Here is a 20634-nt window from a genome sequence, read left to right as displayed (position 1 = left end):
ATTAGAAATGCACGTTGGCAGTCAGCAGGAAAGTACGCGGTTCGCCTGGATGATAACGGTAGCCGCTCTTGTTGATTGAGGCGACATAATGGGTATCGAACAGGTTATAGACGTTCAGCTGCAGATCGACGTTACGGTTGATACGATAGCCCACTTTCGCATCAGCCACCCAGTAGCCTTCGGTGGAGGACGGCGTACCGACGGCGCCGTCGCTGCCGCGATGCATGCTGCCGATATAGCGAGCGCCTGCGCCAAGGGCGATAGCATCGGTTGCCTGGTACTGGCTCCAGAGGGTAAAGGCGTGTTCCGGCGTGTACGGCAGCGCGCTGGTGCCGTCCTGGGCGATGTTGCTGCCTTCACGGACGCTGGCGTGCTGCTGGGTATATCCGCCGATGACCTGCCAGTCCGGGGTGATATTACCGGCCAGAGACAGCTCATAACCTTCAACGCGTTTTTTACCGTACTGCGAATAGGTGCCGTCGTCGTTTTGCTCGACTTCGTTCTCAATATCGGTACGGAAAAGCGCTGCCGTCAGCAGCAGACGTTTATCCATCAGCTCCCACTTGGTACCGACTTCGCTGGTCTTCGCTTTCTGCGGTTTAAAATCGGTACGGTTGGCGCTATTCCCGGTACCGCTTTGGGCCAGGGCAAAGTTATTGCCGCCCGGAGGCTGCTGGGAGATCGCATAGTTGACGTAAACGTTGCCGCTGTCGGTCAGGTGGTACAGCGCCCCGGCTTTCCAGTTCACCAGATTGCCGCTGGTGGAGGTATCAACCGTGGTGACCGGGCTGTTTTTCACCACGCCGTCCGGGCAGGCAACCGCACCGCGGCCGGTGCCGCCGCACAGGCTGGCGCTGTCATATTTTGTCTGGTAGTTATCCAGACGGATGCCGCCGTTCAGCTCGAAATCATGGGTAATCTGCAGAGTATCGAAGGCATAAACGCCGAAGGTATCCGTCTGCCCGTTGGCGTTGGCGCCGCTGCGGTCCAGACCGCCAATAGAGATGTTGCTATTGGGATGGTAAATATTGACCGCCGGAGGCGTAATGGGATAAACGCCGTAGTTGGTCTGCGTTTCCCGGGTCAGCTCGAAACCGGTGCTGATGTCATGCCCGATCGAACCGGTATAGAACTTTGAGGTCAGGTTGGTCTGGTTGGTCAGAATTTTATTACTGACGTCTTTGGTGTTCGCCAGACGCGACCAGGTCCAGGTGCCGACATCGTTCGGGTCCGGCTGGGTGATGTTGGTTGCGCCGCCCATCACTGCGGTTAGCAGATAATCCTGTTTCACGCGCGACCAGCGGGTGGTGTTGCGAAGGGTGGTGTTATCGCTCAGGTCGTGCTCGAAGCGCATGGTCACCGTATCGGTGGTGGAGTCGTCGTAGTCGGAATCCGTCCCGTAGAAGTTGCTGGTGGCGACCTTACCCGAGTGATTGAGCGCCGCGGTGCCAGGAGTTGGCGCGGAGTACCCCGGCAGACCAATGGTCGGGATACCTCCGTCCGGCGTGTTGTGCTGGGTCACATGCAGATAGTTCAGGTACAGACGGTTCTCAGTACCGAGACCAAACGCGGCCGATGGCGCGATACCGTAACGCTCATTTTTGACGTTATCGCGGCCGGCATCATGGGTTTTTTCGCCCATCAGGTTCAGACGCACGGCGCTGGTTTCGCCGATGGCTTCATTGATATCGAGCGTACCGCGACGGAACCAGGCGCTGCCAGCGCTGACGGAGGCATCGATACCGGAGTCCAGACGCGGCTGTTTGCTGATCATATTGATTGAGCCGGTTGGAGCGCTACGGCCGTAGTCAGAACCCGACGGGCCTTTAATCACTTCCACTTGTTCGGTGTTAAAGGTATCGCGGGTCACGCTGCCGATATCGCGGACACCATCGACATAGATGCTGTTAGAGGTATCGGCTCCACGCATATAAATGGTGTCGCCGGTCGACGAGCTGCCGTTTTCCCCGGCATAGAAGGCTCCGACGCCGGGAACGTTTTTCAACGCATCGGTCAAATTAGTCACGCCCTGATCTTCCATCACCTGCTCGGAGACCACGGTGACCGTGCGGGTGGTATCGGCAATCGGGCGGGAAAATTTGGGGTCGGCAGATTGCGTAGGGGCATACAGAGAGGGAGCCTGCGCTTCCACCACCAGCGTTTCACCGCCATTTTGTTCAGTGCCGTCTGCGGCCAGAGCCAGGCCTGTCGGCGACAGACTCAGACACATGCCGGTAAAGATCGTCAGCGAGCTAAAACTGCTGAACGGTAAATTTTGTTTTTTGTCCATTTCAATAAGCAACTTATAGTTTTAATTAAAGCCATCACAACCGCAGGCACAGCGATGCCGGGCCCCGACCGCTGCAGGTGATTTGTTAAAATAGCAATGCGTTTGATAATGATTTTGATAACTATTATCAAATGACGGCAAATTTTTATCACTCGTTGATAAAAAAATAAATACATTTCTTTACGTGAACTGCATTTTTTCTACATAAACGGCAGCCGTCGGGCCATAGGGGCGGGACCCTGATGGGTTCCGACCCGTGCAGAGCGGTGGATTATTTATAGATAATGGCGGTACCGGACATTTTATTCGCGCTGCTGGCGGAGTTGATTCGCCAGGCTATCGCCCCTTTTTGGTGGGCTTTTTCCGCCAGTTTCGCCTGCAGATCATCCAGATTGCTGGCGCCGGAGGCGGAGACGGTGCCTGCCGGGCGTAGCGGACCGCTCTCGGCGATAGACGGCGGAGGTGAGATCCCGGCCTGGGCAATAAAAGAGGTGGCGGCAATCGTGATTGCGGTGAGTAACAGCAGCGTTCTTTTCATGAGCATATCCTCATTAACTGCATGGGACATACTTTAAGTTTAGGCCTTTACGGCAGGATAGACAGGGTAAAAAACTGAAGACAAACAACATCTTTTTTGAATAAACGGCGGCCCGACCAGGCGCGCGCCGTGGGCCGGGCAGAAGAACAAACGGCTTAGCGAGCGTCCGGGCGGATCAGGTCGAAACGCAGATTTTCATCGATAGTGTAATAGGCGCTCGGCCCACCGGCGCGGAGAATCGGCCTGGCCTTAGCGGTCTGATAGACGCCATTTTCCAGTAACGACTCATCGATATGGACTGCGACCACTTCACCCAGCACCAGCCAGCTATCGACAGGCTCACCATCGGCACGGGTCAGGCGAATACATTGGGAGAGCCGACATTCGAAGTTCACCGGGCTTTCCGCGACCCGCGGGGCGGCGACCATCCGGCTGGCGGCGGGAGTCAGCCCGGCACGGGCAAATTCATCTTCGTCGCGAGGGATGCTGGCGGAGGTTTCGTTCATCGCTTCAGCCAAAGGGCGGGTGGCCAGATTCCAGACAAACTCTTTGGTTTCGATAATATTCTGTACACTGTCTTTCCAGCCGCTGCTGGCAAAACCGATAATCGGCGGCCGATAGTTAAAACAGTTAAAGAAGCTATAGGGGGCAAGATTGCGATGACCTGCGGCGTCCAGAGAGGCGATCCAGCCGATCGGGCGTGGGCCGATAATCGCGTTAAGCGGGTCGTGCGGCAGGCCATGTCCCTGTGAAGGTTGATAGAAATACATAGAGCACCCGTAACCGAATGAGAGATATCCAGACTCCCTTATTTACCGCGCCGCCGTCAACGGGTATCTTACGCGGCTGTTCAAAGGAGATTGCCATGAAAGCCCAGAAACCGGGGTTACACCCGCGTAACCGTCATCATCAACGTTATGATTTGCCCGCGCTATGCCAGGCTCACCCTGAGCTGCAAGGCTTTATCACCCTTAATCCGGTGGGCGAGCAGACCATCGATTTTGCTAACCCGCTGGCGGTGAAGGCGCTGAATAAGGCGCTGCTGGCGCATTTTTACGCGGTGAAACACTGGGATATTCCGGACGGCTTCTTATGCCCGCCGGTACCGGGAAGAGCGGATTATATTCACCACCTGGCCGACCTGCTGGCGCTGGATACCGGCACCATTCCTGAAAATGCCAGCATTCTGGATGTCGGCACCGGCGCAAACTTAATCTATCCGCTGATTGGTGCGCATGAGTACGGCTGGCGTTTTACCGGCAGCGAAATTAGCCCGGAAGCGATCGCCAGCGCCCAGGCGATCATCAACGCTAACCCGGGACTCAGCCGCCAGATTCGCCTGCGTCGACAGAAAGAGAGTGGGGCTATCTTTAGCGGCATTATTCATAAAAATGAGTGTTTTGATGCGACGTTATGCAACCCGCCATTCCACGACTCTGCTGCCAGCGCGCAGGCCGGCGGCGAGCGTAAGCGTCGGAACCTGGGGCTGGGGGCGGACAGCGTGATGAACTTCGGCGGCCAACAGCAGGAGCTGTGGTGCGAAGGCGGTGAAGTGGCGTTCATTACGCAGATGATCCGCGAAAGCCAGCAGTTTGGTCGCCAGGTGAAATGGTTCACCTCACTGGTGTCGCGCGGCGATAATCTGCCGCCGCTTTATCGTGCGCTGACCGAAGCCGGCGCGGTGAAGGTGGTGAAAAAAGAGATGGCCCAGGGACAGAAGCAGAGTCGCTTTATCGCCTGGACCTTCATGGATGAGGCTAAACGCCGCCGTCCGCTGGCACGCTAAGAATGATGCGTCCGGGCGGTCTGGCCCGCCCGGAATGTGCTCTGCGCCGTGGCTATAGCGTCGGTTCTGCGGGCGCCGCTGGTGGTGCGGCGATGGGCGCAGGAGCCGGCAGAACCTGGTAGGTTTGCACGGGCGCCCGTACTCCGGCGAGATCGAAATGTTTCTTCACCTGCGTATCGAGCGCAAAGCGTACCGTCCACTGCTTCAGCGGCAGAGTGGTGAAGGTGACTCGCAGGGTAAATGCCGTATTGCTCAGGCCGACCAGCCCGGCAAATGACGGCTCGCCAATCACCAGCCCGCGAATCTCCTCCTGATCCATCACGTCGGCAACCGCGTTTTTCAGCGCCTGACCGGCTTTATCCAGATCCTCCTGTCTGTCGACATCGTAATTGGCAACCACTGAACCGATGCCGCGCACGAAGTTGGCGAAGGTGGTAATCGAGGACCACGGGATAATATGGTAAGCGCCGGTGTCCTGGCGCACGCCCACGGAACGGATCGACATCCGTTCCACCGTGCCGGTTAACGGGCCGATGGTCACCAGATCACCGGTATTCATCCCGTTCTCAAACTGGATAAAAATACCGGTGATAATATCTTTTACCAGCGTCTGGGCGCCGAACGAAATGGCCAGCCCCAGCGCACCGGCGCCGGCCAGCAGCGGCGCAATGTTCACCCCCACTTCGGAGAGCAGGATCATCGCCGTGATGGTGCTGATAATGACCGCCAGCGCGTTACGGAATAACGTCAGCAGCGTACGGGCACGAGCGCCCGGTAGCGGGCGGCCGTGAATGTCTGAGGCCAGGCGGTTTTCTATCAGGCTGGCGAGCAGCGTCCAGCCGATGGCGGAGAAGAACAGAATCAGCGCGATGCGAATCAGCACATCCACCGCTTTTTGCCCGGCGCCGTGTTGCATCCAGTTCCAGAAATCAAACAGTCCCCAGGCGCTTAGCAGCAGCATAATCGCCACGCAGACCACTAAAATTCGCGCCACTTTGAGCGCGACGGAGATCCAGCCGTTTAGCCGCTTCTGCAGCTCGGGATAGTTACGCTGGGTCTGCGGCGACAGGGTAATGGTTTTCGCTATCCAGCGTGACAAGATGCCGGAGAGCAGCGCGGCGGCGCCGATAATCGCCAGACTGCGTACCGTGGCCCCCATCATAAACTTCAGGCTGTTGCCGGGGTCGAAAAGGGAAAAGAAAAACAGCACGATAAAGTAGAGGCAGGCCAGCCAGTGCCAGATAAGCGCAAAGGCGCGGATAAACAGACTGAAGAAGGCCAGCGAACGGTCTGCCAGGTGCAGCAGTCCCTGAGTAATCCGCGTTTTATTACGGAAGATCAGATACAGCGCCCAGAGGGTGATACACAGCATAATGACCACATTCGCCAGTGCGCCGACCTGAACGTTGACCTGATTGGAGATAATCGGCACTGCGACGATCAGGCCGTAGCCAATCAGGCTGCTCAGCGCGCTCAGGCGCAGGTTCCAGTACTTCGCGCTCTCATCGCTGAGGTTAAACGGCCTCAGCTCCGTTACCCGCGGACAGAAAATCAGCCGCAGAATCGCTTTAAAAAACTCAATCAAGGCGAAGGCATTCAGAAACAGGCTTTGCTGAAAGGCGATAGTCCGGCTTCCGCCATTAAACCGATCGCTGAGCATCTGGCCAACAAACAGCGTCAACGCCAGCAGGAGAAGATCGAAGATAAACGCGCCGGCGATGGTGGCCGGGAGCTGCAGCCAGTTACCGCGATCGTGATTTTTGCGCCGTCCCCACTGACCCATTTTGCGATACAGCGGCAGCGCGGCGAGGCGGACCAGCCACCAGAAGGCGAATACCAGCACGGCCAGCAGCAGGAAATGGCCGGCGGCGTTGCGAAAGGTTTCGGCATGAAACGGCTTATGCGCAGAGGCGGTAATATTGCGCCACAGCTGAGAAAAACGCGCAGCAAAGCGTTCACCGTACTCGCGGCTCACCTGGGTGACGTTTTCCAGTACCGTCCGTTCATCTTTCTCTTCCGGCGGCGTCAGCTTTGGCGCGCTGGCCGGCGGCGGCGTGGCGGCGGCAGAACGCAGCTGGTCGATTAATTCCTTACGGGCGGCCTCGTTATCCAGCACGTCAGCCAGCGCCGCATAGGCGGCCTTTTTTTTCTCGAGGTCTGGTTCACTGCTGGCGGGTTGTTCAGCGGTCGCGGCCGGGACACCGGGCAGTGTGGCGGCCGAAAGCGGGGCGGTAAACAGCGTAGCAAGCAGTAACAGGATCCACGGCACGGGCGCCTCCATCTCATTCCAAAACCATTAAGTATAGAGGCTGATAGCGAGAGAAGCGGCGTGGGATGTGTCTGGAAAGCGAAAGCGGCTCCCCGTATACGGGGAGCCTGGAGGGATATCAGGCGACGTGCTGCAGGAATTCGCGTAGACGCGGGCTCGGTGGATTTTTCACCAGTACCTGCGGATCGCCATCTTCGGCGATACGCCCTTTGTCGATAAAGATCAGCCGCGATGCCACTTTCTCAGCAAAGCCGATCTCATGGGTAACGATGACCATCGTCATCCCTTCTTCCGCCAGATCCTGCATCACTTTCAGCACTTCGTGGCGCAGTTCCGGATCCAGCGCTGAAGTCGGTTCGTCAAACAGCATCATTTTGGGTTTTACCGCCAGGGCGCGAGCGATTGCCACGCGCTGCTGCTGGCCGCCGGAGAGCTCGGAAGGGTAGTGGTGCGCGCGTTCGGCGAGCCCCACTTTTTCCAGCAGATCTTTCGCCAGTTTTTCGGCGGCCTCTTTTTTAGCACCGCGCACGCGTAGCGGCCCGAACATGACGTTCTCCAGCGCCGTCAGATGCGGGAACAGATAGAACTGTTGGAACACCATCCCGGCTTCCTGACGGATCAGGCGCTCGTCGACTTTCGGGTCATTAACCTTCAGACCATCGACGATCAGCTCGCCGCTGGTTATCTCTTCCAGTTTGTTAATACAGCGCAGCAGCGTCGATTTCCCGGAGCCGGACGGCCCGATAATCACCACCACTTCGCCTTTATTGATCTTCAGATCGATATCGTGCAGCACCTTGGTCGGGCCAAAGTGCTTGGAAACATTTTTAAATTCAATCACAGGATTTTCATCCTTCTTTCAAGACGACGCAGAACAAAGCTCAACACCAGGGTGATGATCAGGTAAATCACGGCCACGGCGCTCCAGATTTCCAGCGCGCGGAAGTTACCGGCAATAATCTCCTGACCCTGACGGGTCAGCTCGGCGACGCCGATGACGATAAAGAGTGAGGTATCTTTGATGCTAATGATCCACTGGTTACCCAGCGGCGGCAGCATGCGACGCAGCGCCAGCGGCAGAATCACGTGGCGGATGGTTTCACGACGGGACAGGCCAAGCGCCAGGCCAGCTTCACGGAAGCCCTTGTGAATTGAGAGTACCGCCCCGCGGGTAATTTCTGCGATATAGGCGCCGGAGTTGATCATGATGGTCACGACCGCCGCCGAGAAGGGATCAATGCGAAGATCATTGAACGCCATCGGCAGGGCGAAGTAGATAAACATGACCTGAACCACAATCGGGGTTCCGCGAATGATCTCGATAAAGACTAACGCAATGTGGTTAGCAATCCAGCCGCCAAAGCAGCGGGCGAAACCGGCGACGAGGCCGATTATCAGGCCGCCAGCCAGGCCGAGGACGGAAATCCACAGCGTCATTTTGGCGCCTTCCAGCAAAATTGGAATGGCAGGCCAGATGGCACTCCAGTCAAACTGCATAGTTCGTTCCTGTTACCGTGTCGAAAAACAGAGGCGTGCCTCTGAGAAAAAATGACTCAGGTCTGCGGCAAAGTGATACCCGGATAGTGGCCAGGGGCCCTGTCCGGGCGATCGGCATTCAGCAGACCTGTAAGCGATCAAGGCTGATTATTATTTTGGCTCAGTACCGAACCATTTTTTATAAATTTCGTTGTAGGTGCCGTTTTCACGCAGCGTTTTCAGCGCGCCGTTCACTTTCTCGCGCAGCTCGTCGCTGCCTTTCGGGAAGGCGATACCGTAGTTTTGCGCTTCCAGCGATTCCCCTACCGCCTTGAACTGACCGTGACCGGCCGTTTTGATGAAGTACAGGATGTTTGGCGTGTCGTGCAGAACGGCATCGGCGCGGCCGGTACCCAGCTCCATATAGGCGTTATCGATATTCGGGAACTGACGCAGGTCTTTGGTTTTGATATTGGCTTTCGCGTAGTCAACTGAGCCGGTACCGCCTTTCACCGCCACGACTTTACCATTCAGGTCCTTCACATCTTTGATGTCGTTGTTATTGGCTTTCACCATCACCAGCAGACCGCTCTTATAGTAGCCATCGGAGAACTCGATCGCTTTCTTGCGTTCTTCAGTAATGGTAATCCCCGCCAGCGCGAGGTCGATGTTTTTGGTTTGCAGCGCAGGAATGATGCCGCTGAAATCCATCGGCTTCAGGGTATAGTTCAGTTTCAGCTCTTTCGCGATGGCGTCCCACAGGTCGACATCAAAACCGACATACTTATCACCTTGCTTAAATTCAAACGGAACAAACGCCGTATCGGTCGCAACAATCAGTTGTTTTTCAGCGGCCTGAGAAGAAACCGCAAAAGCCAGGGTCAGTGCAGCCAGTGAAACTTTAAATACAGACTTCATAGCATTTCCTTTTTTATCCACGGGACGATCCCCTGCGAGAACGTGTAACCATATGAAAAAATCGTGCCAGTTTTACAACTTGTTGTTTTATAACAAACGAAGTCTATCCTGTTGCACGGTTTCGGTTATAGGTCACGGCAAATGCACCGCAATGGGGCGTCATTTTGGTGCGTCATAAACACGCCGAATAACAAGTGCATTTTTAACGCAAACACTGATGGTAAAACAATCTTGCTGTAACGATTGTGTGAGGTGATTATTACAATTGTTTTACTTTTGTACGTATTTTGCCCATTGTCGCGCACTGAAATGGTGCGGATGAAGATCAGGGAAAAAATCAGGCGGCAGAGGTCAGGATAATCTGAAAAAAAACCGCCAGCCAGGCTGACGGTGATTGTGCAGGATTATGCGATGTTGGCTTCGATGAACCACAGGAATTTATCGAGGTCGCGGGAGGCGGCGGTAAAGATATCGGCCGTGTCTTCATCTTTTGCTTCGCCGATCGCTTTACGCACATCGTTGGCCACAATCGCGTAGCGGTCAGCCAGCTCTTTCAGGTGATCCTGAACGCTATGAATATCCAGCGGGTAGCTTTTCAGCGGGGTTTTGCTGTTGATCACCTGAGTGGTGCCCAGCGCGACGCCGCCCAGCTGTACGGCGCGTTCAGCCATCGTGTCGAGATGGTCGGTCAGGGCGGTGCGGAAGCCATCCAGCATTTCATGAACGGCAATAAAATTGGCACCGCGCATATTCCAGTGAGCCTGCTTGGTAATCAGCGACAGGTCAATGAACTGGATCACCTGACGATTCAGCAGCTCGACGGTTGCCTTCTTCTCATTGTCTGCAACATCGTTGCGGGTATAGAGCAGATCGGATGCTTTCGTTTTAACCAGTTTTGCGGTACTCATAGTTTCATATCCTCTTGATATTTATACTCGTCATACATCAAATTTGAATCAAATGGAGCGCTTGTCCCCGGTAACTAATGGGACTAAGTATAGCAACGGATCGCAGTATGGGCAGGGCGGTTGTCCCTATTGGTTCGATAGTGCGGGGGGGTTGGCTATTTTGAAAAGGGCATGAAATTGCGTAAAAAGTCAGCGTGAGAGCGCGGTTCTGCACGATGCGATTGCCTCGTGCAGAACGGGTTACGTTGGCTAGCTGATATCCACTTTTTCGATTTTACTTTCCCGGCGCATTGTCAGCGTAGAGCCCATCGAGGCGAGGATAATCGCCCCGAGCGCCAGGGTTTGCGTAAAGGTCAGCGTCTCGCCCAGAAATATCATGCCCGATAGCGCGGCGAGCGCCGGCTCCATGCTCATCAGCGTGCCGAATGTGCGGGTGGGCATACGGGTGAGGGCAATCATTTCCAGCGAGTAAGGTAGCGCCGTAGAGAGGACGGCGATGGCCAGTCCCAGCGGCAGCAGCGACCACTGGAACAGCGTGTCGGTTGCCTGCAGCATGCCCAGCGGAACAAAGACCACGGCGGCAATAAGCGACCCCATTGCCACCGTTGCCGGACCGTGTTCTTCTCCGGCACGCTGGCCGGTCAGAATATAGACGGCCCAGCAGGCCCCGGCGCCCAGCGCCAGCAGCGCACCGGTCAGATCGACCTGCGCGACGTCTTGCCCCAGCGGCAGCAGAAACCACAGCCCGAGTACGGCGAGGATCACCCAGACGAAATCGAGCGGACGCCGCGAACCAAACAGCGCCACCGCCAGCGGCCCGGTGAACTCCAGCGCCACCGCAATCCCCAGCGGAATGCGCTGAATCGATAAGTAAAAGAGATAGTTCATTGCCCCCAACGCCAGACCATACAAGAGGAGCGGCAGGCGCTGCTCAGCGGTAAAGCGCAGGCGCCAGGGCTTGAAGATGATCACCAGAATCAAGGTGCCTAACGCCAGGCGCAGCGCGGTCACCCCGGGGGCGCCGACCAACGGGAACAGCGATTTCGCCAGCGAAGCGCCGCTCTGGATAGAGACCATGGCGATTAAAATGACCAGTATCGGCAGCCATGCCGGTATTTTGCGGGACGAGCCGGGCATCCTTTCTCCTGTCAGGGTTTGTCAAATGCGGTAAAGGTTCCAGTGTAAATGAATTACCTGGCTACGGTTTATCTATTGTTGAAAAAAACGCGTTCGGGAGGCGTACAATGGGGCGAGACGCGAAGAGAAATTAACCTGTTGATTAGGATTAATCTGGATGCACGTGCGGGGCCTTATCGGCCTTAATAGTAGGGTATTCACCAAAAACGGTTGTTTTCCAGTTTGTTATAGAATTATGGAAACTTTTGGTTACATGAAAAGCTATGTTAGACAGTGTAAAGTCAAAAGAGTTTCCTGAAAGTTTTTGATATATTTAAGACTTAGGACTTATTAGAAACACATTTGAGGTGGTTATGAATAAAATTGCACGTTTTTCAGCACTGGCCGTTGTTCTGGCTGCATCCGTAGGTACCGCTTTCGCTGCAACTTCTACCGTTACCGGTGGTTATGCTCAGAGCGACATGCAGGGTGAAGCTAACAAAGCTGGCGGTTTCAACCTGAAGTACCGTTACGAGCAAGACAATAGCCCGCTGGGTGTTATCGGTTCTTTCACCTACACCGAAAAAGACCGTACTGAATCTGGCGTATACCAGAAAGGCCAGTACTACGGCATCACCGCAGGTCCGGCTTACCGTCTGAACGACTGGGCTAGCATCTACGGCGTAGTGGGTGTCGGTCACGGCAAATTCCAGGACAACAGCTACCCGAACAAGCACGACATGAGCGACTACGGTTTCTCTTACGGTGCAGGTATGCAGTTCAACCCGATCGAAAACGTTGCTCTGGACTTCTCCTACGAGCAGTCTCGTATTCGTAACGTTGACGTTGGCACCTGGATCGCTGGCGTTGGTTACAGCTTCTAATCGCTTCGGTGATATAAAAAATCCGCCTCACTGGGGCGGATTTTTTTTTGCCTGTAACGCGCGGCGTTCGCCCGGGTTAGCCGCCGCGGTTTCCCGGCGGCGGGCCCTGTTAGTGGGTGGTGAACAGATCGGTACCCAGATGGGTATAGTCCACTTTCTGTAGCTGGAAGTTGGTGATATAGGCCGGCCCGGCGGCTTGTTCAGAGATGAAACGGTAGCGAGGCGTAATCTCGGCGGCGCGGATCCCGGTCCACTGGGAGAAGAACCCGAGGAAATCGTTGGCAGAACGCCGTGCTTTAATCACTTTATGCGCTTTATCATCACTGGACAGCACCATAAACGGCACCTGGAAATTCTGCTGGTACTTATCGTCGTGCGCCAGGTACTGCACCTCTTTACCGCGCTCTTTAAAGGCCAGACCGTGATCGGAAAAATAGGTCATCGAGAAGCTTTCGCCGGAATTCTGCAGCTGATGATAGAGCTTGCCGAGCAGCGTATCGGTTTGCGTCATGCTGTAGAGGTAGCAGGACGTCTCTTTCGATTGTACAAAGACAGTATATTTTCCCTTGGTACGATCGCAGGCCTGCGGGTGAGATCCCATCAGATGCAGGACGATCAGCTGCGGCTGGGTCCGCTGCACGGAGAGCACCTGCTCGGTTAGCTTCAACAGCTGCTCATCCTGAGTATTTTTGTTGGCCTCAAAGTCGCCATTTTTGAGAAACTGCACCTCATCCGCACGCTTTGCGATGCTGGCTATCGCCGTATCGTATTCGCCGATTTGCCCTTGATTGGAAAACCACCATGTCTGGAAGCCGGCACGGTTCGCCAGCGTGACGAAGTTATCCTGGTATTGCGGCTTGCCGTCCACCACCCGGTTGAGCGTTAAGCCGAGAGATTTTTGCGTTGAACCGCTGGCGGAAATGTAGTCATTAAACAGATAGCCGTTGACTGAGCTGGCGAACGGCGTGTTGTCCCAGTGGCCGCCAAAAGCTCCAAGCGCATCGCGGCGCGCGCTCTCTCCGATGACCACGACGTAAAGCTGATATTTGGGTTTGACCGCCAGCACATGCCAGCTGTCTTTCATATTGGCCAGCTGAGCCATCCGCGCCTGCTCGTCGAGCACTTCATTATTGTTGACCACCACGTCTTTCACGAAACGGAAGGCGGGATAGCCGGTATCAATCACTTTGAAGACGCCGCCCCAGGCCAGATTCTGCACCGGCTGCAGGAAGAAGATGCCGATGCTGAACAACAGCCCCAGCAGCTCCATTTTGCTCCACGGCTTACGCTGTTCCCTTTTACGACGTACGGCAATCACGCCCAGCGCAAAAATAAAGACCGCCAGCAGGTAGTTGTACCAGGGAAAGATGGTCAGAATTTCCGTGGACTCTTCGACGTTAGTGGCATGCAGCGCCAGCAGAGTGTTGAAGTTGGGGGCGCCATACGCCTGGCCAAACGGGTAATAGAAGGCGGCAAGCAGCGAGTAGCCTCCCGCCACGACTTTTTGCATCCGCGGGGCATGACGCCACAGCAGATGTAACACGCATGTAAATGCGACGGTGTAGAGCAGGCTAAATTCATAGCCGAGTGCGAGGTTAATCAGCAGAGACTGGAGAAAATAAAATCCTGTCCACGGGTTAGGGACTAATCCGCGAGCGACCAGCGTTTCTTTCAGGGTGACATTCATAGTAATTAATCAAAAAGACGCCATGTGCATCCCCTGGCATCAAGGGGTAAAACCTGCTGGACAGTGCCTGAAGAGGGTCTCTGCGAGCCGCAGTAGTGGCAGGGCTGACAAAAGATAGGGCTTGCAAATGATAAGGTCAACCGGACATAACGGATTGTTTTGAGAGAAAGCTTACAAAACTTGAAAAAAGCGGCGAGAACGTGGCGAAACGGGTCAGTTTGACAGGGTATTGTGACGGAAAAATGAAGCGGCGTACCGCGACGCCGCATTTAGTGATGGGGTTTTTCCTGGCGATTCTTGCCGTTCATCATGTCGCACAGCATGTTAATCAGCATTAAGCGGACTTTAAAAGGAGAATGAGTAAACACGCGTAAGCACCTCTTGAATTCGTTCATGGGACCTCCTGTAATTTCGCCCTTCGCTCCTTGAAGGATGTCTGTATTACATACAGATATAGCACAGGCTATATTTTATAGCTATGGCTAAAACGTTAATTTTTTGTGCTACGGGCCCAATCATTTACAATGGGGATCTTTTGAGATGATGCTTGATGCGTCACACGTATGAGGAAGCACAATGAACCGTCGCGCCGGAAGACCTATAACAAAAAAAGTGACGCAGCTTGTTAATGTTGAAGAACACGTTGAGGGGTTTCGCCAGGTACGCGAAGCCCACCGCCGGGAGCTGATTGACGACTACGTCGAATTGATTTCAGATCTGATTCGCGAAGTGGGAGAGGCGCGTCAGGTTGATATGGCCGCGCGTCTGGGGGTCTCCCAGCCAACGGTGGCCAAAATGTTAAAACGCCTGGCCAGCGTCGGACTGATTGAGCAGATCCCATGGCGCGGGGTCTTTTTAACTCCGGAAGGCGAGAAGCTGGCGCATGAGAGCCGCGAACGCCACCAGATCGTCGAGAATTTCTTACTGGTTCTGGGCGTGAGTCCGGAGATAGCCCGTCGTGACGCGGAGGGGATGGAACATCACGTCAGTGAAGAGACGCTGGCGGCATTTAATCAGTTCACCCTTAAATACGGGCAGCAAGGAGAATGAATCTTCCCTTTGTTCACTCCCTGGCTCGCGATCGTTTTCTGCATTTACTGTTGATCATCGCCTGCGGGTTAAGTTTCTTTGTCCCGTTTGCGCCCAAAAGCTGGCCCCAGGCTATCGACTGGCACACGATCATCACCCTGAGCGGCTTGATGCTGCTGACGAAAGGGATTGAACTGAGCGGCTACTTTGATGTGCTTGGCCGCAAAATGGCGCGTCGGTTTGCCACCGAGCGTCAGCTGGCCATTTTTATGGTCCTTGCGGCGGCGCTGCTCTCGACGTTTCTGACCAATGATGTGGCGCTGTTTATCGTCGTACCGCTCACGCTGACGTTGAAAAAATGGTGCGCGATACCGGTTAACCGGCTGATTATTTTCGAGGCGCTGGCGGTCAACGCCGGATCCTTGTTAACACCTATCGGTAATCCACAAAATATCCTGCTGTGGGGGCGATCCGGCCTCAGCTTCCTTGGGTTTATCGGGCAAATGCTGCCGCTGGCGGCGGCGATGATGTTGACGCTGCTGGTACTGTGCTGGTGCTGTTTCTCCGCCACCCGCCTGCACTTTCAAAGCGCGGACCGGGCGCCATCGTGGCAGCCGAAGCTGGTGTGGGGCTGTCTGGCGTTTTATCTGATCTTCCTGACGGCTTTAGAAATGAAGCTTGAACTGTGGGGGCTGGGGCTGATTATTCTCGGCTTTCTGCTGCTGGCGCGGGCGGTGATTATCCATGTGGACTGGTCGCTGCTGCTGGTGTTTATGGTGATGTTTATTGACGTTCATCTGTTGACGCAACTTCCCGCGCTGCATCAGGTTTTAAGCGGGGTGGGCCAGCTTTCTGCCGGCGGCTTGTGGCTGTCGACGATTGGCCTGTCGCAGTTCATCAGTAACGTACCGGCCACCATTCTACTGCTCAACTATGTTCCTCCTTCGACGCTGCTGGCCTGGGCGGTCAACGTCGGCGGCTTTGGCCTGCTTCCCGGCTCGCTGGCTAATTTAATTGCCCTGCGTATGGCATCAGATCGCCGCATCTGGTGGCGCTTCCATCTTTACTCTCTGCCGCTGCTGCTGTGGGCGGCGCTGGTCGGCTACGCCTTGCTGCTATTCATCGCCTGATTTTCAGAGGATTGGGCAAGAAACAGACAGAATCACCCCATTCGCCGGTTCCGTCGCGGGCGTATAACGTTAACGCTGAGGTTTAATATCCTGATGAGGAGAGTCCAATGCGTTATCAAAAACTCGGAAACACCGGTCTGTTTGTCTCCCGACTGTGCCTGGGCACCATGACCTTTGGCGGCGAAGGCGGCATGTGGGGCAAAATTGGTCAGTTGCGCCAGGCTGAGGCCGAACAGCTGGTGGGCAGTGCGCTGGATGCGGGCATTAACTTTATCGACACCGCAGATGTCTATTCTGAAGGCCGTTCGGAAATGTTAACCGGCCAGGCGCTAAAAAACCTGAAGGTTCCGCGCGAGAACGTGGTGGTGGCTACCAAAGTCTTTGGCGAAACCGGTACGGCCGGCGTCAATTCCCGCGGCAGTTCGCGTTTTCATATCATGGAGAGCGTCAAAGAGAGTCTGCGACGGCTGCAGCTCGATCACATCGATCTTTATCAGCTCCACGGTTTCGATCCGGCAACGCCCATCGAGGAGACGCTTTACGCGCTGGATAATCTGGTGCAGCAGGGACATGTTCGCTACATCGGTGTGTCAAACTGGGCGGCCTGGCAAATCGTGAAAGCGCTGGGGATTTCCGCGCGTCTGGGGCTGTCGCGCTTCGCTTCCCTACAGGCTTACTACACGATCGCCGGGCGCGATCTGGAGCGAGAGCTGATTCCGATGATGCAGAGTGAAGGGGTCGGTTTGATGGTCTGGAGTCCGCTGGCCGGCGGTCTGCTGAGCGGGAAATACGATCGTGAGGGTCAGACTGCCGAGGGCGGCCGCCGGCAGGCGTTTGATTTCCCGCCGGTAAATAAAGATCGCGCTTTCGACTGCATCGATGTCATGCGCGTCATTGCGGAGGCCAAAGGTGTTTCGGTCGCGCAGATTGCTCTTGCCTGGCTGCTGCATCAGTCTGCGGTCAGCAGCGTGATTATCGGCGCCAAACGTCCCGAGCAGCTGGCGGACAACCTCGCCGCCGTCGATATTCAACTGAGCGAGGTGGAGCTGGCCCAGCTGGATGCCGTCAGCGCACTGCCACGCGAATACCCCGGCTGGATGCTGGAGCGTCAGGGCGAATATCGCCGCGATCAGCTCGCACAGCAATAAATACAGGTCGCTCTGTCTGGCCGGATCGGTGCCCCCGATCCGGCTTTTTTTATTTGCAGCGCTCACAAAAAACGATCCTTTGTTTTGCCTGGGCGATGAATATCGTTTATATGACTAGTCATGAAATTTAAATGACTAGTCATATAGGGGCGTGAGATGAACAATAGACTACCGGCGGACTTTTTGTGGGGTAATTCGGTCTCCAGCATGCAAACGGAAGGGGCCTGGAATGAAGGGGGAAAGGGGATGTCGGTGTACGACATTCGCGAGCCTGCGGAATTCGCCTCCGACTGGAAAGTCGCCACGGACTCTTACCATCGTTACCGGGAAGATTTCGATCTGATGCAGGATCTGGGGATGAACTGCTATCGCTTCCAGATTGCCTGGAGTCGGGTGTGTCCGCTGGGCGACGGCGAATTTAATGAAGAGGGGATCGCCTTCTACCACCAGTTTATTGATGAACTGATCGCCCGCGGTATTGAGCCGATGATCTGCCTGTATCATTTCGATATGCCGCTTTCACTGGCGGAACGCTATAACGGTTTCACCGACCGTCGTGTGATGGAGGCCTTTATTCGTTACGGCCAGAAGATGATCGCCTGCTACGGCGATAAGGTGAAGTACTGGCTGACCTTCAACGAGCAGAATCTCTACCATATGCCGGAGGCGTTCCTCATTACGGGCTATCTGCGCGGTGAGAAAACCCTGCGCGAGCTGTACCAGATCCAGCACCACGTGATGATGGCCCATGTTCACCTGACCGACTATCTGCATCGGGAGAAACCGCACTGCCTGATGGGCGGCATGCTGGCGCACGCGCTGGTCTATCCGGCGACCTGTAAGCCGCGCGATATTCTCTGCGCCCAGCAGCTTGATGAGTTCTTTAACCAGAATCTGCTCCGCGCCTTTGCCGGTGAAGGCTACAGCCCGGAAGTCATGCACTTCGTGGCGCGGGAAGGTTTTAGCGAGATCTATCGGCAAGAGGATCTGGCGCTGATGGCGACGGTAAAAGTCGACTATCTGGCCTTCAGCTACTATGCCAGCCGGACTCTGGACAGCGATCCCGTTCCTCCCGGTACGCCGGTGAACAACTATATGCTGTTCGGTGATAAACCGAATAGCTGGCTGAAAGCGACGGAATGGAACTGGCAGATTGACCCGCTCGGTTTCCGCATGATCATCACGCGCTACTACAACGACTGGCGTTTGCCGGTATTCCCGATTGAAAACGGCATTGGCGTCATTGAGTCATGGGATGGTGAGACGCCGGTGGCCGATGATTACCGTATTGCCTATCATCGCGATCATATCAACGCCATGAAAGAGGCGATATTTGAAGATGGTGCGCAGGTGATGGGCTACCTCGGCTGGGGACTGATTGATATCCTCAGTTCTCAGGGCGATATGCGTAAGCGCTACGGCGTGGTGTATGTGAATCGCGAAAACCACGATCTGAAAGACCTTAAGCGCGTGCCGAAGAAAAGCTACGCCTGGTTAAAGCAGGCTATTCGCAGCAATGGTGCACAGATGTAGCGGAGCGAGCGGCGGGCGTTTGGTGTATTCTTAGGCCCGCCAGCACTGGTGCAACAGAGTACATCCAGAGACAACCATCATAAAAAGGACGGGGAATGACGGCGAAGTATCTTTCGATCGCGCGGGAAATAAAAAAACGCATTATCAGCCAGCAGTACCCCGCCAGCGCCCCGTTACCCGACCAGTTTGCGCTGGCGGCGGAATTTAACACCAGCAGGATGACCATCCAGCAGGCGATGCGCCAGCTTATTGTCGAGGGGCTTATTTATACCCGCAAAGGGCAGGGTACCTTCGTGCGTAAGAACTTTCTGCAGCTCTCGCAGTGGGAACTGCCGGGTAGCGATTACTTCGGCGCCACCAAAACCTGGGAGCATCTGGGAGAAGTGACCAGTCAGGTTATCCGCTTTGAACTGCGCTTTGCCACGGAAAAAGAGCAAACCTCGCTGCTTATCGACGCCGATGCCCCAGTCTATGATTTTGTCCGCCTGCGGGTGCTCAATGGCGAACCGATCTCGCTGGATATGACGGTGATGCCCGTGGCGCTGGTGCCGGGGCTGAATAAAACGCATCTGGAAAGTTCGGTGTTTCGCTACGTGCAGGAGACGCTGGGGCTGAAGCTGATGGGCTCGTATCGCGTGGTGCGGGCGATGAAGCCGGATGCGCTGGACCAGCTGCACCTCAACTGCGGCGAGAGTGACCCGGTGCTGGAAGTCGAGCAGGTTATCTATCTGGAAGACGGGACGCCGCTGGAGTATGCCCGCTGCCACTATCGCTACGATCATGGCGGCATTATCCTGGTCAATAACGGATAAAAAAAGGCGGGCACCGGGCCCGCCTTTTTCATACTGTTACGTCAGAAGATTAGTTCAGACGAACCGGCATACCGGAACGGTTCTGGACAGCCTGCTCGACCACGGTCTGATCGACGTCGGACTGGCTGGTGACCGCCTGGACTTCTTTGGTCAGCGTAATCGGCACGATTTCACCGCCCTGGAACTGGGCTTCGGTGGTGGACAGCGGGTTATGTACTTCGACATAACGGCTACCGTCCGGCTCGGTGGTGGCTTTCACCGGCTCATCGATAAACTCGACGCGGGTGCCGACCGGCACATTCTCAAACAGGAATTTGATGTCTTCGTTACGCAGACGGACGCAGCCGTGGCTGACGCGCAGTCCGATACCGAAGTTAGCGTTGGTGCCGTGGATCGCGTACAGACGACCAATATACAGCGCATACAGACCCATCGGGTTGTCAGGACCCGCCGGTACGACGGCCGGCAGCGGGTTACCCGCCGCGATATATTCCGCGTGCATTTTCGCCGTCGGCGTCCAGGTCGGACCCGCTTTCTTACGTTCTACCTTAGTGACCCATTTGATCGGCGTATCTTTGCCCAGCTGGCCGATACCAATTGGCAGCACGATAACGGTGTTGGTGCCTTTCGGGTAGTAGTAAAGACGCATTTCCGCGCTATTGATAACGATACCTTCATGCACGGTGTCCGGCAGAATCAGCTGCTGCGGGATATTCAGCACGGTGCCGCTCTTCGGCAGATAAGTATCCACGCCCGGGTTGGCTTCCAGCATGTTGGACAACCCCATCTGGTATTTAGCTGCGAAATATTCCAGCGGTTGCTTGTTGTTATCAGGAACCGTAATCACCTGGTTCTGACCAATCAGTCGGCTACCGTCGGTCGGCAGCGGATAAGTGACAGCGGATGCAGTGTTGCAAAAGCCGACGAGGGCGAAGGCTGCCGCTAAGAGTGTCGATATTTTCATATTCTTCATGTCGTGTGCAGTGGCAAAGCCACAAAGGCCTTTGTCAGATGATTCAGCTAATAGATGGGAGCGCATTATATGTGCATTCCATCCAACAGGGAAATCAGATGTGTACGAAATCACACTTTTTTGCCAGTTGTTTCAAG

At 55.3% G+C, this 20634-nt stretch carries 19 protein-coding genes; 7 read left to right on the top strand and 12 right to left on the bottom strand.

Translation table 11 applies throughout. The features are described from left to right. Position 1: 1 nt before the first annotated feature. The 3 genes from AC007G_RS01020 to AC007G_RS01010 all read right to left on the bottom strand — a co-directional run bounded on the left by AC007G_RS01020 (position 2) and on the right by AC007G_RS01010 (position 3598). The gene (locus tag AC007G_RS01020; RefSeq protein ID WP_142630113.1) at positions 2-2290 is read right to left on the bottom strand and encodes a catecholate siderophore receptor Fiu; all 2289 of its coding nucleotides are present in this window, start codon (positions 2288-2290) and stop codon (positions 2-4) included. A gap of 271 nt (positions 2291-2561) precedes the next feature. Continuing rightward, the gene (locus AC007G_RS01015; protein ID WP_032688715.1) at positions 2562-2828 is read right to left on the bottom strand and encodes a YdgH/BhsA/McbA family protein; all 267 of its coding nucleotides are present in this window, start codon (positions 2826-2828) and stop codon (positions 2562-2564) included. Between the two features lie 155 nt (positions 2829-2983). Continuing rightward, positions 2984-3598 carry a flavin reductase family protein gene (locus tag AC007G_RS01010; RefSeq protein WP_032688714.1) on the bottom strand — a complete coding sequence of 205 codons (615 nt, stop codon included), beginning with the start codon at positions 3596-3598 and terminating at the stop codon, positions 2984-2986. A 95-nt stretch (positions 3599-3693) separates the two neighbouring features. On the opposite strand from AC007G_RS01010, the gene rlmF reads away from it, so the two are divergent. Then, positions 3694-4614 carry a 23S rRNA (adenine(1618)-N(6))-methyltransferase RlmF gene (rlmF, locus tag AC007G_RS01005; protein WP_032688713.1) on the top strand — a complete coding sequence of 307 codons (921 nt, stop codon included), beginning with the start codon at positions 3694-3696 and terminating at the stop codon, positions 4612-4614. A 52-nt stretch (positions 4615-4666) separates the two neighbouring features. Here the strand turns inward: rlmF and ybiO are convergent, their stop codons facing one another. The 6 genes from ybiO to rhtA all read right to left on the bottom strand — a co-directional run bounded on the left by ybiO (position 4667) and on the right by rhtA (position 11322). Next, positions 4667-6883, bottom strand: coding sequence for a mechanosensitive channel protein (ybiO, locus tag AC007G_RS01000; RefSeq protein ID WP_032697687.1), 2217 nt, complete (start codon positions 6881-6883; stop codon positions 4667-4669). A 118-nt stretch (positions 6884-7001) separates the two neighbouring features. After that, entirely contained in the window at positions 7002-7724 is a 723-nt protein-coding gene (gene glnQ, locus AC007G_RS00995) for a glutamine ABC transporter ATP-binding protein GlnQ (RefSeq protein WP_004859814.1), read from the bottom strand. Beyond that, positions 7721-8380, bottom strand: coding sequence for a glutamine ABC transporter permease GlnP (gene glnP / locus AC007G_RS00990; RefSeq protein WP_004859816.1), 660 nt, complete (start codon positions 8378-8380; stop codon positions 7721-7723). The genes glnQ and glnP overlap by 4 nt, the downstream gene beginning before the upstream one ends. A gap of 150 nt (positions 8381-8530) precedes the next feature. Further along, entirely contained in the window at positions 8531-9277 is a 747-nt protein-coding gene (glnH, locus tag AC007G_RS00985) for a glutamine ABC transporter substrate-binding protein GlnH (protein WP_032688710.1), read from the bottom strand. A 404-nt stretch (positions 9278-9681) separates the two neighbouring features. Further along, a complete protein-coding gene (dps, locus tag AC007G_RS00980; protein ID WP_032688708.1) occupies positions 9682-10185 on the bottom strand; it encodes a DNA starvation/stationary phase protection protein Dps in 504 nt (167 codons plus the stop codon). A 249-nt stretch (positions 10186-10434) separates the two neighbouring features. Then, on the bottom strand, positions 10435-11322 hold the full coding sequence (gene rhtA / locus AC007G_RS00975) for a threonine/homoserine exporter RhtA (RefSeq protein ID WP_032697685.1): 888 nt from the start codon (positions 11320-11322) through the stop codon (positions 10435-10437). A gap of 353 nt (positions 11323-11675) precedes the next feature. Between rhtA and ompX the strand changes: the two genes are divergently transcribed. Then, positions 11676-12185 carry an outer membrane protein OmpX gene (ompX, locus tag AC007G_RS00970; protein WP_032688706.1) on the top strand — a complete coding sequence of 170 codons (510 nt, stop codon included), beginning with the start codon at positions 11676-11678 and terminating at the stop codon, positions 12183-12185. A gap of 109 nt (positions 12186-12294) precedes the next feature. Here the strand turns inward: ompX and AC007G_RS00965 are convergent, their stop codons facing one another. Beyond that, a complete protein-coding gene (locus AC007G_RS00965; protein ID WP_046852874.1) occupies positions 12295-13872 on the bottom strand; it encodes a phosphoethanolamine transferase in 1578 nt (525 codons plus the stop codon). A gap of 269 nt (positions 13873-14141) precedes the next feature. Next, positions 14142-14267, bottom strand: a complete 126-nt coding sequence (gene mntS, locus AC007G_RS00960; RefSeq protein WP_015584839.1) for a manganase accumulation protein MntS — start codon at positions 14265-14267, stop codon at positions 14142-14144. A 181-nt stretch (positions 14268-14448) separates the two neighbouring features. On the opposite strand from mntS, the gene mntR reads away from it, so the two are divergent. The 5 genes from mntR (at position 14449) to AC007G_RS00935 (ending at position 19524) form a co-directional block, all read left to right on the top strand. Beyond that, the gene (gene mntR, locus AC007G_RS00955; RefSeq protein ID WP_004859834.1) at positions 14449-14922 is read left to right on the top strand and encodes a manganese-binding transcriptional regulator MntR; all 474 of its coding nucleotides are present in this window, start codon (positions 14449-14451) and stop codon (positions 14920-14922) included. Continuing rightward, on the top strand, positions 14919-16031 hold the full coding sequence (locus tag AC007G_RS00950; protein WP_032688704.1) for an anion transporter: 1113 nt from the start codon (positions 14919-14921) through the stop codon (positions 16029-16031). Before mntR ends, AC007G_RS00950 begins: the two co-directional genes overlap by 4 nt. A gap of 107 nt (positions 16032-16138) precedes the next feature. Next, the gene (locus AC007G_RS00945) at positions 16139-17179 is read left to right on the top strand and encodes an aldo/keto reductase (protein WP_032688703.1); all 1041 of its coding nucleotides are present in this window, start codon (positions 16139-16141) and stop codon (positions 17177-17179) included. 156 nt (positions 17180-17335) lie between these two features. Continuing rightward, the gene (locus tag AC007G_RS00940) at positions 17336-18712 is read left to right on the top strand and encodes a glycoside hydrolase family 1 protein (protein ID WP_032688701.1); all 1377 of its coding nucleotides are present in this window, start codon (positions 17336-17338) and stop codon (positions 18710-18712) included. 95 nt (positions 18713-18807) lie between these two features. Then, positions 18808-19524 carry a GntR family transcriptional regulator gene (locus AC007G_RS00935; protein ID WP_032697679.1) on the top strand — a complete coding sequence of 239 codons (717 nt, stop codon included), beginning with the start codon at positions 18808-18810 and terminating at the stop codon, positions 19522-19524. A gap of 49 nt (positions 19525-19573) precedes the next feature. On the opposite strand, the gene ldtB is transcribed toward AC007G_RS00935, so the two are convergent. Further along, positions 19574-20497: a L,D-transpeptidase gene (gene ldtB, locus AC007G_RS00930; protein ID WP_160873486.1), complete on the bottom strand. Its 924-nt coding sequence runs from the start codon at positions 20495-20497 to the stop codon at positions 19574-19576. Positions 20498-20634: the final 137 nt, after the last annotated feature.

The sequence above is a fragment of the Klebsiella sp. CSG-1 genome, assembly GCF_056521145.1.
This window is presented reverse-complemented; position numbering and strand designations above follow the sequence as displayed.

Bases quoted from the DNA above. Each gene is read 5' to 3' on its own strand.
- AC007G_RS00965 (WP_046852874.1), bottom strand. From the start codon at position 13,872: ATGAATGTCACCCTGAAAGAAACGCTGGTCGCTCGCGGATTAGTCCCT.
- dps (WP_032688708.1), bottom strand. From the start codon at position 10,185: ATGAGTACCGCAAAACTGGTTAAAACGAAAGCATCCGATCTGCTCTAT.
- AC007G_RS00935 (WP_032697679.1), top strand. From the start codon at position 18,808: ATGACGGCGAAGTATCTTTCGATCGCGCGGGAAATAAAAAAACGCATT.
- AC007G_RS01010 (WP_032688714.1), bottom strand. From the start codon at position 3,598: ATGTATTTCTATCAACCTTCACAGGGACATGGCCTGCCGCACGACCCG.
- AC007G_RS00950 (WP_032688704.1), top strand. From the start codon at position 14,919: ATGAATCTTCCCTTTGTTCACTCCCTGGCTCGCGATCGTTTTCTGCAT.
- mntS (WP_015584839.1), bottom strand. From the start codon at position 14,267: ATGAACGAATTCAAGAGGTGCTTACGCGTGTTTACTCATTCTCCTTTT.
- ldtB (WP_160873486.1), bottom strand. From the start codon at position 20,497: ATGAAGAATATGAAAATATCGACACTCTTAGCGGCAGCCTTCGCCCTC.
- rhtA (WP_032697685.1), bottom strand. From the start codon at position 11,322: ATGCCCGGCTCGTCCCGCAAAATACCGGCATGGCTGCCGATACTGGTC.
- rlmF (WP_032688713.1), top strand. From the start codon at position 3,694: ATGAAAGCCCAGAAACCGGGGTTACACCCGCGTAACCGTCATCATCAA.
- glnP (WP_004859816.1), bottom strand. From the start codon at position 8,380: ATGCAGTTTGACTGGAGTGCCATCTGGCCTGCCATTCCAATTTTGCTG.
- ompX (WP_032688706.1), top strand. From the start codon at position 11,676: ATGAATAAAATTGCACGTTTTTCAGCACTGGCCGTTGTTCTGGCTGCA.
- glnH (WP_032688710.1), bottom strand. From the start codon at position 9,277: ATGAAGTCTGTATTTAAAGTTTCACTGGCTGCACTGACCCTGGCTTTT.
- mntR (WP_004859834.1), top strand. From the start codon at position 14,449: ATGAACCGTCGCGCCGGAAGACCTATAACAAAAAAAGTGACGCAGCTT.
- AC007G_RS01015 (WP_032688715.1), bottom strand. From the start codon at position 2,828: ATGAAAAGAACGCTGCTGTTACTCACCGCAATCACGATTGCCGCCACC.
- AC007G_RS00940 (WP_032688701.1), top strand. From the start codon at position 17,336: ATGAACAATAGACTACCGGCGGACTTTTTGTGGGGTAATTCGGTCTCC.
- AC007G_RS00945 (WP_032688703.1), top strand. From the start codon at position 16,139: ATGCGTTATCAAAAACTCGGAAACACCGGTCTGTTTGTCTCCCGACTG.
- AC007G_RS01020 (WP_142630113.1), bottom strand. From the start codon at position 2,290: ATGGACAAAAAACAAAATTTACCGTTCAGCAGTTTTAGCTCGCTGACG.